The sequence below is a fragment of the Streptomyces sp. GC420 genome (assembly GCF_009916105.1).
GTDB lineage: Bacteria > Actinomycetota > Actinomycetes > Streptomycetales > Streptomycetaceae > Streptomyces.
Genome location: NZ_JAAAXQ010000031.1, coordinates 23,052 through 34,176, shown reverse-complemented (window position 1 = coordinate 34,176; position 11,125 = coordinate 23,052). Strand labels below are relative to the sequence as shown.

9 protein-coding genes and 1 pseudogene are annotated in these 11,125 nt (G+C 69.1%); 7 read left to right on the top strand and 3 right to left on the bottom strand.

All coding sequences use genetic code 11. The features are described 5' to 3' along the window. From GUY61_RS06675 to GUY61_RS06660, 3 genes and pseudogenes are all read right to left on the bottom strand, one after another. A partial coding sequence (locus GUY61_RS06675) for a hypothetical protein (RefSeq protein WP_166629126.1) occupies positions 1-305 on the bottom strand: 305 nt, incomplete at its 3' end. A 456-nt stretch (positions 306-761) separates the two neighbouring features. After that, positions 762-1,259 (bottom strand): hypothetical protein, encoded by a 498-nt coding sequence (locus GUY61_RS06665; protein WP_313896544.1) that lies wholly within the window; start codon positions 1,257-1,259, stop codon positions 762-764. A 55-nt stretch (positions 1,260-1,314) separates the two neighbouring features. After that, positions 1,315-1,841: pseudogene (locus GUY61_RS06660) on the bottom strand (SMI1/KNR4 family protein). Between the two features lie 1,420 nt (positions 1,842-3,261). Between GUY61_RS06660 and GUY61_RS06655 the strand changes: the two are divergent. The 7 genes from GUY61_RS06655 (at position 3,262) to GUY61_RS06625 (ending at position 10,917) form a co-directional block, all read left to right on the top strand. Then, positions 3,262-3,495 (top strand): hypothetical protein, encoded by a 234-nt coding sequence (locus GUY61_RS06655; RefSeq protein ID WP_166629118.1) that lies wholly within the window; start codon positions 3,262-3,264, stop codon positions 3,493-3,495. Between the two features lie 13 nt (positions 3,496-3,508). Continuing rightward, complete coding sequence (locus GUY61_RS06650) at positions 3,509-4,288, top strand: helix-turn-helix transcriptional regulator (RefSeq protein WP_166629117.1); 780 nt, start codon at positions 3,509-3,511, stop codon at positions 4,286-4,288. A gap of 810 nt (positions 4,289-5,098) precedes the next feature. Further along, complete coding sequence (locus GUY61_RS06645) at positions 5,099-6,022, top strand: polyphosphate polymerase domain-containing protein (RefSeq protein WP_166629116.1); 924 nt, start codon at positions 5,099-5,101, stop codon at positions 6,020-6,022. Further along, positions 6,019-6,696, top strand: coding sequence for a DUF4956 domain-containing protein (locus GUY61_RS06640; protein WP_166629115.1), 678 nt, complete (start codon positions 6,019-6,021; stop codon positions 6,694-6,696). The genes GUY61_RS06645 and GUY61_RS06640 overlap by 4 nt, the downstream gene beginning before the upstream one ends. After that, on the top strand, positions 6,696-8,429 hold the full coding sequence (locus tag GUY61_RS06635) for a CotH kinase family protein (protein WP_166629114.1): 1,734 nt from the start codon (positions 6,696-6,698) through the stop codon (positions 8,427-8,429). Before GUY61_RS06640 ends, GUY61_RS06635 begins: the two co-directional genes overlap by 1 nt. A 92-nt stretch (positions 8,430-8,521) precedes the next feature. Then, complete coding sequence (locus tag GUY61_RS06630; protein ID WP_166629113.1) at positions 8,522-9,268, top strand: response regulator transcription factor; 747 nt, start codon at positions 8,522-8,524, stop codon at positions 9,266-9,268. After that, entirely contained in the window at positions 9,265-10,917 is a 1,653-nt protein-coding gene (locus GUY61_RS06625; RefSeq protein ID WP_166629112.1) for a cell wall metabolism sensor histidine kinase WalK, read from the top strand. Before GUY61_RS06630 ends, GUY61_RS06625 begins: the two co-directional genes overlap by 4 nt. The last annotated feature ends 208 nt before the right edge of the window (positions 10,918-11,125 follow it).

Below are 11,125 nucleotides of genomic sequence, written 5' to 3'. Positions count from 1 at the left end.
GGCCCACCCATCGCCGGAATGATCTCGTCCAGCAGCCGCGCCCCGCGCAACTCCGCGAACTCCCAAGGCCGGCCGCTCTCCCGCGCGTCCCCACGGTCACGTGCCCGCGCGAACCGCGCCAGCGCCTCCTCGTCCGTGAACGCGCAGATCCAGCGCACCCCGCCCAGGTCCGCGGTCCACAACCCGCCCCCCGCGAACGGCACCAGCACCACAGACCGCCTCAACTCGCCCACCAGCGCCCGGGGATCACCCCTGCCATCGCGCCGCTCTGCGATCCGCTCCGCCAGCGCCGTCCCGTCAGTCACTCGAAGGCCCCCGTTCGTCGTGGTCCTGACACCATGTAAGACCGTAGAACAAGTGATCTGACCAGACCAGCCACTGCCGGTGCCGCCTCGATGGCTCGATGTGTGTCCGCGGCGTGGAGCTCCCGCGGTGAGGGGTTCTGCGAGGGCGGCTTCGCCCGGGCGGCCATGAACGATTCCGGTGTCCACGATCAGCTTCGGCTCGTCGAAGTAGGCGACCCGGGCCGGGCCCGGATCGATGGTGCTGATCAGGCCGAAGTGGGTGTGCTTACGAGATCGCGGTGTGGGTCGCGCTGTGGTTGCCCAGGGCGGCGTGGGCGAAGACTTCGCCGGGGTGGTCGCCTTCCGGAACACCTGGGGACAGCTCCCCGGAGCCAGCCGGCCGACTCCCGGCCCGTCCGCGCCGGACCTGACGCCGGGCACAGTGGCAGGGCGGGCCAAGATGCGGATCGGCACCGGTCAGGACTGTCCGGCGATCCTTCGCGCCAGCCGTTCGAGGAACTCTTTGAGGCCGGCCGCATCGAGATCGAACTGATCGAACCAGGAAGCCGTGGCGGACTTCCACACCCGTCCCGTCCCGGCCACGGCGAACAGGTGACCGCCACCGTCGCCGGCGAACACCAGGGCGGGCTCTTCTCCGTCGATCTGGATGAAGCCGTACTCGCGAAAGTGAGCTGCGACTGTTGAGGGCGAGTGGATGAAGTAACCGTTGTCCACGTCGGGCAGGGAGGCTTCGGCAATGACCCAGTACATCGTGGTCAGGTCGGAGGGGATCGGCGTCAGTTCCACGAGCGCCTCGGTCGCCTTGTGGCTTGACCCTGTTGCGAGCCTGACCTCGTTCCGGCCGGGCGGGAAGCCGTGCCGCGCAAGGAACGACTCCATCAGTTCCTTGAGAGCGGCATCGACTTCCTCGTACCAGGCGCGGACCCACTCGGCGTCAAGCCGCTCATCAGGCACGGTCGGCATCTCCTGCTCCCACGGAACTCGCCCTCCAGCAGTGTGTCCGCCGGGTTCAGCGGCAGAGCTCCATGATGGCATCGTCGAAGTCGGGAAACTCCCGGGTGACTTGCTCGATCACGGCAGCGGCCGACCGCCGCCGACCTGGCGCGAACCGTTCCGCGATGGCCGTCAGCTCTGGCTGGGGCATGGCACGCGGTCCTGCTCGTACGAGGTGGCTGCTTCCCAGGGGCCGAGGCCATCGGCCAGGAGCCACAGGAAGTCGCCCAGGTCTTGTGCGACAACGCCGGTCTCCCCCTCGGAGCCGAGGAAGACAACGGGCTGGTCGACCAGCGCCCGGTTCGGGCGGATCAACCAGAACGCCGCGTACCCACCGGAGCCGTCCTGGCCGAATACGCGGAGGTCGTCGCCACTCACCTCCCCGTTGCCGGTCCAGGCCCGCAACCAGGCAGCGGTCTCCTCGGTGGACAGGAAGGCCGGGAAGGGCTCGAAGTCGACCCCCTCGCCTTCGGCGTAGTCGAACGGGACCGCCATAGCGGCAGCGAGCGCGGCAGGAAACCGTCGATCATCGGCGGGCGTCACGCGAGCAGGCCAGCGGCAGGTCGACGTCCGTAGTTCATGGTCGCCCAACCGCTCGGACGTCCAGTGACTCCGTCCCGGGGATGACAAGTGAATGGCCTCCGGCGGTCCAGCGTCTCTCGCGGCGGCCGGCCGCGGGAGAGCGAGGAACCACCGGAGGCTGCGCAGCGGTGCTGCGCCGTGGGCATGCTCCGCTGCAACGGGGCATGCCCGAATCCCCTGTTTGTGTCGAGTAGCAACGGCCGGGGAGACCGCGATTGTAGGCCGCGCTGCCGGTCGCGGCAGAGGAAAGGTTTACGCGTGCCCGTAGCGCCGATACCTGTGTACCGCCACCGTCCCGTCCTCGTCGGCGAACCGATGGCCGCGTGGCATCAGCCGGCCTCGGGCACGCCCACGGTCCGCGCTGGGCCGCACGAACCCGCGTGTACGACGGCGAGGACCGGGATTCAGACGTGGATCCGGGCGCGGCTCCGGCTGCCTGAGCGGCGTGGCCGTCGGCCGGTGCATCCGTCGGCACCGCTCGTGCTCGTCGCGCGGTATCGCCGGGTCCGAGGAGGGCCGGTAAAGGCTCAGGACTCGGGCTTTCGAGCGCGCGGAAGCCACGGTGCGGGCGCGTGGACGCCGGCCGCGCGTGCGCCATCCGTCCGCAGGAGTTGCGCGGGACCGGCAGCGGGCAGGAGACGGCGACGACACCCGCACGCCGGCTCCGTCGACCGGTGGCGACGCACCCGCGCAGCGGTACCGCACGCACCCGGACTCCTCCGGTGCGCGCGCCTGCGTCCGTGCCGGGCCCGCGAGCGGACCGGGCCGAAGCCAGGCGGATACCGCGTCGGCGTCAGGGCGCGCCGGAGCCGGAGTCCCGTGGAGCAGCTGCGCAAGCCTGTGGCAGGCCCTGCCGGCCGCTGCGGCGCCGCTGTCCGGCGGACGCCGGAAGGCGGTGGGGTCCACGAGCAGGACGACGAATCTGGTGCCGGGTCCTGCCATGACCTGTGACCGTGTCGCCATGTCAGGTCCCCCCTCCGGTGCACTCGCCTGCATTTCGCTTTCCGAACCCACAAATGCCCAGGCATGCCTGTCGGCTGCCTGGCCCGAGCCGGGCTCTGCGGCCCTGCTGCGGTTGTCCCCAGACCTTCACCGTTTCATCCGTCCCGTTCAAGAGCCCGGAGAGCACTGGAAGCTGGATTTTTCAGGGGGCGTGCGAGACACCTGGCCACGCGCCCCCCGGAACGACCTGCGCCTTTGGGCGCCGCATTGTTCCGTGCAACTGGGACGGGACGAAACGCCGGTCTTATTGGCCTCTTTACGCCCTTACGGCGCGGGCAGAAAGCTGTGCAATTGAGGTTCCTGATCCCCCTGCTCTGCAAGGCCGGGGGATCGTCGTCTACGGAGCCTCGTGTCGAGTAGCAACGACCGAGGAGAACAAATGAAGAAGCGCGGACCCGCGCACGCATGCGTGCAGGGCCCGGCCGCCGCCGGCAGCTCCCAGCTGCCGGCCCCGGCCGTGGTCATCGTGGTGGTGGTGCTGCTCCTGACCGCCGCCATGGCGGCCCTGGGCCAGCCCCTCGAGGTCATCATCACCACGCTCGTCGCCGGCGGCCTCCTGGCCGTCGAACTGATCCGCCGGGCGGTCGTCGTCTTCACCGGCCGCGGCGCGTAAGGGGGCGGCGTCCATGGGGTGCGAAACCAGCGCCCTGGCGACGCCGGCCCCGCTCACCGAGCTGGCGCAGTGGCTTCGGTCACTGCGCCGGCGTTCGGGGCTGAGCTACCGCCAGATGGCGCGGCAAGCGACCACCGATCCTCACTCCCCGGTCCCTCACCTGCGGTTCCACCACGCGGACCGGGGCACGCGACTGCCGGCCTGGAACGTCGTCCAGACCTATGTGCGGGTGTGCGGCGGCGACGAGCAGTACGCCGCACGGCTCTGGAAGAAGGCGGAAGCGGCCACGGCTCCTCCGGGCAGCGCGGCCGCCAGGCGGCACCCGGCCCTGCCGCCCCAGTACATCCGGGAACCCATCGAACTACTCGACGCCATGCGCGAGATGCGCTTCACGCACGGCAACAAGTCCCTGCGCGCCCTGTCCGAGGAGGCCGGCGTCGGCGTCATGCCGCGCAGCACCCTCAGCGCGGTGCTCAGCGGCAGGCGAATGCCGTCCAAGAACCTGCTGATGGCCTTCGTGGAGGTCTGCGGAGGTGTCCGGCCCGGCTCGGCCAGGGCGCGCCTGTGGGAGCAGGCGTGGGAACGGGCCGACGCCCACCGCCGGGGCCTGCCCATGCCCACTGCGGGCCGCGCCGGCCACGACCCGCAGGAGGCCGCGGCGGACCAGCCGCCGGCCTCCGCGCCCGATCCGGCCAGGGAGGAGGCCGCCGTCCGCTGGCGCGACCGGGCCGCCCGGCTCGTACGCGACCTGGTGCTGCCCCGGTCCCCGCTCGCGGAAGGCCAGTCCCCCTGACCCCGCTCGCGGAAGGCCAGTCCCCCTGACCCGGGGCGCGGTGGGCCCGGCCCCCTCTGCGGGCGGCCACCCGTGGCGACACCGCATCCTGCGCAGACGACCGGCAGAGAGCAGCTTGGTACAGGTCGCAGGCGGTGCGGGCCCGCCGACAACGCGGGCGGCGGGCGGCGACAGGACCTCTGCTGATCTCCGATCGGTCCGTGCTTCCCCGATGCTGTCCCGGGACTCCATGGACAGACCTTCGGGGGCCGCCGGCCTCCTGCGGAGTCACGGTCACCATGCCCGGGACGTTCTGCCGGCGCGCTCCGATCACGTCGTACCGGAGGGCTCACGGCCGCGGGCACGGGGTTACTGGCTCAGCCTGGGGCGCGCCGTGAGACGGGCCCCCACCGGGGCCATTCGCGCTGAGGGGGCGGCCGGGGCCTGGGAGGGCTGGTTCCAGCTCTGCTGCGCGGCGATGAAACGGTGCGCGGCGGCGTCGGGCAGGGCGCCGCCATCTGACCTCCGGCACCTGCGCCTCCTTCACCGGCCGCGTCTGGGGCATGTATGCCGCTCGGGGGCAGGTCGCCTTCTCCTCCGCGGTCTACGAGGGCTCTGACAAGCGTTGGGCGATGTGCCGCTGCGGTCGCGGCGCTCCGCATCCCAAGTGCGTCAAATGTCCGCACTGCGATTGCTTGTCAACGCGCACAGTTCGCTTTCTGGCCATCTTGAATACTCCTGGAATTACCTCGCAATTCTCAGCTGCTTCTCACATCCCACCGGTTTCGTGTGATGCGTCGCCCGACCGGGCCACAGGATGTAAGGAGGCACATGGTGGCACTACCGGTGACCACACGGCGGAAGTCGCCGAGCCGGGAGGAGGACCAAGATCCGGCGGAGGAACAGCCGTTGCACGTGGCCAGCAGGCTGCACGCGTTCAACCGGTTCGAGCTGAAGTACCTCGTGCCGGTCGAGGAGGCGGCCGAGATCCGGGACGAGCTGGCCGAGCGGATGGACCGTGACCTGAACAGTCCAGCCGGCGGTTACGGCGTGTGGAGTCTCTACTACGACACCCCGCAACTGCGCTTCTACTGGGAGAAGATCGAGGGCCTGAAGTTCCGGCGCAAGCTGCGCATCCGCCACTACGGGGACCTGGACGGCGTCACAGACGAGTCCCCGGTCTGCGTGGAGATCAAGCAACGCGTCAACCGGGTCACGCAGAAGCGCCGCATCACTCTCCCTTACGGTGCCGCCCGGCAGCTGTGCGACGGCCGTGAGCTGGTGGAGCACTCGCCGAAGGAACGTGCCTTCATCCACGAGGTGCTCGAACTGGTCATACGGCTCAACCTGCAGCCTACCGCGATCACCGGCTACCAGCGCGAGGCACTGGTCGGTCGACACGCGGACACCGGACTGCGGGTGACCTTCGACCGGCGCATCCGCGGCCGGGACCGGGACTTCCACTTCGGTATCGCGACCCCCGAGAACCGGTTCACCATCCCACCTCACATGTCGGTGATGGAGATCAAGGTCAACGAGCGAACCCCGCACTGGATCACGGACCTTGCCGCACGCCGGAACCTCAGCCTCATCAGGGTCTCCAAGTACGTGCAGTCCATCGAGGCGTTCGGGCTGGCGCCCCGATCCGTCTTCCACCTCAACGAGGTGGACTGTCCGCCGCCCACCCCCACCGAGCAGTCGCTGCCCCAGCAGCGGTCGGCGCCCGAGGCGCCCTTGAAAGCAGGAGCACAGTGAACTTCGATCTGCAGGAACTCAGCGGTACGTTCAGCGTCACCGACGTGGTCGCGGCCATGGCGCTGTCGTTCATCCTCAGCACGATGATCGGCTACGTCTACCGGTACACGCACCGCAACGTCTCCTACAGCCAGTCCTACGTTCAGACCCTCGTCATCGTCGGCATGATCGTCGCGATGATCATGCTGGTCGTCGGGTCCAACCTGGCGCGGGCGTTCTCGCTGGTCGGAGCACTGTCCGTGGTCCGGTTCCGGAACGCGGTCAAGGAGACCAGGGACGTCGGCTTCATCTTCCTGGCCATGGCGGTGGGCATGGCCGCCGGCTCCCGTTTCTACACCCTCGCCGCGGTTGCCGCGGTGGTGATCAGCGCCGTCATCGTCGTGATGTACAAGTTCGACTGGTTCGCGCTCAACGTTCAGCGCCAGGTCGTCAAGGTCCAGGTTCCGGCCGGCGAGGACTACTCCTCGGACATCCGCGACGTCCTCATCCGCTACACCAGTGAGTTCGAGCTGGTGAGCACGGAGACGATCCGGGGCGGGGCGCTGACCGAGGTGTTCTACACGGTGCGCATGAAGAAGGGCACCGAACCCAGCGACCTGGTGACCGCGCTGCAGGAACGCACCTCCGGTCAGCGGGTGACCGTCCTGACCGGTTACGACACGACTGACCTGTGATGAGCGACGGCGCGACGGTACGCAGGCCGCGACGTCTGCGGGACCGAGTGCCCGTACGGTTGCGGCACCACTGGAAGCCGGCTGCGGCCCTGTGCGCGGGTCTGGCGACGATGGTCTATTTCTTTGGCGACGCCCGCATATCGCCGTATGTCACCTCGTCTTCCAGCGTGGAGGCCGACACGATCACGGACGACGTGCAGGGCACGGTCGACCTGTACGACACGTCGGTGTCCCACTTGGTCCAACTCGAGTACGAACAGACCGAGTTCGACAAGATGATGAAGGAGTTCCGGGAGGACGGCACCAAGGAGTACATCGAGGCCGACCTCACCATCGACGGCGTGTATCTCGAGGACGTCGGGATCCGCCTGAAAGGGAACTCCACCCTGATGTCCCTGCGCGGAACCAGCCAGGGCATGCCCGGTGGCGGCCGGACCATGCCCGAAGGAGCCGCGCAGGGCGCCCCGGACCAGTCGCAGGACGACGGGACCGGGGGCCGGGACCGCGGCCAGGACAACGGCGGCGGTCCCGGCGGTCCCGGCGGTGCCATGGGCGGGATCACGCAGTACAACCTCTCCGAGAAGAAGCCCGAGGAACTGCCGTGGCTCATCAAGGTGGACGAGTTCGTCGAAGGCCGCGCCTACCAGGGCGAGCGTGAGATCTCGCTGCGCCCCGGCAGCAACGGCCAGGTACCGGTGAACGAGGCACTCTCGCTGAGCCTGACGGACACCACCGGCTGGAAGAACGAGCGGTACGCCTTCACGTCGGTGAAGGTGAACAGCCGTCCGGTCGCCACCCGGCTGATGGTCGAGAGCCCGGACACGGAGTACGCCGAGTCCATCGGCGACGGCAACGGAGTCCTGTACAAGGCGCGGGCCAGCGGTAACTTCGAGTACAAGGGTGACGATCCGACCGACTACGAGGACTCGTTCGAACAGCTCAACAAGGTCGGCAGCCAGGACCTGGAGCCGGTCATGAAGCTCATCAAGTGGGCCAACCAGGCATCGGACGAGGAGTTCGAGAAGGAACTCGACCAGCACGTGGACGTCGAGTCGCTGGCCACGTACCTCGCGGCGCAGAACCTGCTGATGAACTTCGACGACATGGCCGGACCGGGCAAGAACTACCTGTTGTGGTACGACCTGGACACCAAGAAGTTCTCGGTCCTCGGGTGGGACTACAACCTCACCTTCAGCGGCGACGCGACGTCGGGCCCGGACGACGACATGGGCATGGGCGGCGCTCTCGGTGGTGGCGGAGGCGCTGCCAACGGGCGAAGCGGCCAAAGCGGCCAGGGCACAGGTGGCCAGGGGGCGCAGAACATACCCTCTGGAGCGCCGTCGGGGATACCCGAGGGAATGCCGTCGGGGATACCGGAAGGCCTGCCGGAGGGCATGCCGTCGGGGATACCGGAAGACCTGCCGGAGGGAATGCCGGGCGGTCAGGGCGGCCGAGGCGAAGGCGGCGGGCGTGGCAGCCTCATGGGCCACCCCTTGAAGGAACGCTTCCTGGACTCGGACACCTTCGATCCCGTCTACAAGAAGGCCTACAAGGAGCTGTACGAGAAGTTCTACGGCTCTGGGAACGCTCTGAAGACGCTGAATGACATCGCCGAACAGGCGGGGAAGGCCGGTGCCGACGGCAAAGAGCTGGACTCCGCCGTCGAAAAGCTGCGCAAGACGGTCACCGAGCGCACTGAGGCGCTGAGCAAGAACAAGGAGGTGACCGGCTGATCCCCGGCGCCCCGGACGGCAGTTCCTTCCCCCGTGGGACGCCGTCCGGGGCGTTCGGTCACATCCAACCCCGCACCAGCGAAGGAAACTCCATGCCCGTCGCGCCGTCAGTGCCCGCGCCGCCCAGACACAACGTGCTCGTGGTCGAGGACGACCCCAGCATCCGCACCCTGCTCACGTCCGCTCTGCACGCCGCCGGATACGCGGTCAACACCGCCGACACCGGCCGGACGGCCATGTTCGAGGCGGGCCGCAGCCAGCCGGATCTGATCCTGCTGGACGTGGGTCTCCCGGACATCGACGGCTTCGCGGTGACCCGTCACCTGCGCGCGGAGGGCGTCTACACACCCGTGCTGTTCCTGACGGCCCGCACCGACGTCGAGGACCGCATCATCGGTCTCAGCTCCGGCGGGGACGACTACGTCACCAAGCCCTTCCATGTGCAAGAGGTCCTGCTGCGGATCCGCGCAATCCTGCGGCGTAGTGACATGCCACGGGGTGACGGCGCCAGGCGGCCGCCCCTGCGGTACGCCGATCTGGTACTGGACGAGCAGACGCACGAGGTGTGGCGGGCGGGCCTGCCGATCCAGCTGTCGCCCACGGAGTTCCGGCTGTTGGTCTGTTTGCTGGCGCAGCCGGAACGCGTCGTGGGCAAGAAGGAGATTCTGTCCGAGGTCTGGCACTACGACTTCGCGGGAGACGCCCGCATCGTCGATACCTACGTACGCAATCTGCGGCGCAAGATAGACCGGTTCGAGCCACAGCTCATCCAGACGATCCGCGGTGTCGGCTACTGTCTGCGGGCCGCCCGTCCCGGCCCGGGAGCGGCGGCGTTGTGAGGCAGCGGCTGAGGCGACTGAAACCGCGCTCTCTGCGGGCGCGGTTGGTTCTCGGCGCCACTCTGCTGGCCACCTCGGCGGTTCTGCTCTGCCAGGCGGCGGGGCTCGCCCTGCTCCACACCTGGCTCACGGACCAGGTCGACGGTCGGCTCAGCCGTTTCCAACCGGTGGCCCAGCTCGACCAGGACGTCGTCGACGGACGGACGACAGCGGGGGAGGGCGGCAGGAACAACGTCCTTCCCTCGGACTACCGGGTGTACTTCTACGACAGCGGCGGACACCGGCTGGCCAGGTCGCTGAGTGGCGACGAGGGTGGTGCCGGGCCGCGGTTGCCCTGGTCGGAGTCGGCGCTCGGCCTGCAGAACGGCCGACCCGTCACGCTCGCCGCGACCGACGGGGGCAGCACCTGGCGGGTGATCGCCCGGTCCGGCGCCGACGGCACGAGGGTGGTGGTGGCGCTGCCTCTCAAAGAGGTGGACGACGCGACCGCCAGGATACTGTGGTTCAGCCTCGCCGTGGGGGTGGCTGTCGCCGCCGGCGTCATCCTCTTCGGCAGCCTCGTCGTGCGAGTGGGGCTGCGGCCGCTGGTCGGGGTCGAGCGCATCGCCCGGCGCATTGCCGGCGGCGAGTTGGAGCTGCGCGTTCCGGACCGGCATGTGGTCACCGAGGTCGGCCACCTCAGCCGTGCCCTGAACACCATGCTCGACCGGCTGCGCACCGCGTTGCACCGCGCAGAGGCGTCCGAACAGCGACTGCGTCACTTTCTGGCGGACGCCGGTCATGAACTGCGCACGCCTCTCACCTCCTTGCAGGGCTTCGCCGAACTCCTCGTACAGGAACCGGAGATGAGTCCGGAGCGACGCCACGAGGCGCAGCAGCTGATCGTGCGGAACGCGGAACGGATGAGTCGCCTCGTCGAGAGCCTGTCCCAGCTGGCCAAGCTGGGGGACGTGCCCGCGATGCAGTGGCAGCCGGTCGACCTGCTGTCTCTTGCCGCGGACAGCATTGCCGCCGTCGCCGTGCAGTACCCCGACCGCAGCATCGGCCTGGGCGCCCTCGCCGACACCGAGGGCGGTCCCCATGAGGCCGAGCTGGACGTCGTCGATGCCCTCGGTGATCCGCATCAGCTGACTCAGATCCTGTTCAATCTGCTCACCAACGCGTGCGTCCACACCCCGCCCGGGACACACGTCCGGGTGCGCGTCGGCACCCTGCGCATCCGCCCGAACGGCCAGGGCACGGACGGGGAGGGCCGTACCAGTGCCAACCCTCCGCTCACCCCCGGCACTCTTGTCTGTGCCGTCGAGGTGGCCGATGACGGGACCGGCCTCGCCGCGTCGGACGCGCGGCGAGTGTTCGAACGCTTCTACCGCGCCGGCTCCGCCCAGCGGGCTGCGGCTGGTTCCGGTCTGGGGTTGGCGATCGCTTCCAGCGCCGCGGAGGCCAACGGCGGGCGTCTGGAGCTCGACACCCGGCAGGGGGACGGCTGCACCTTCCGCTTGCTTCTGCCGTATCGGCCCACCGCCGCGTCCACGGAGCACCTCGAAGGACGTGCCCGTCCGTCGCTGTCCGCCCCGGCTTCCGGCGTCAGCGGACGGCCCTTTGCCGACGAAGCCCCCACACCACTACTGAAGGAGCTTCACCGGTGAAGCTCAGCACCGTCCGACTGGGCGGACGTCGGGGCGCTGGTCGCGTTCGGCGACGGCTGGCGGGACCGGGCCGGTGCTGATACCGGTGAGCGTCACAGGCTGGACGAAGTTTCCTACGCACCACTGATCGTCCGGCCGGACAAGATGGTTGCCGTCGGTCCCGGCTATGCCTTTCGCGTACGGGAGTTGGAGCGTCCCGACCCTGCCG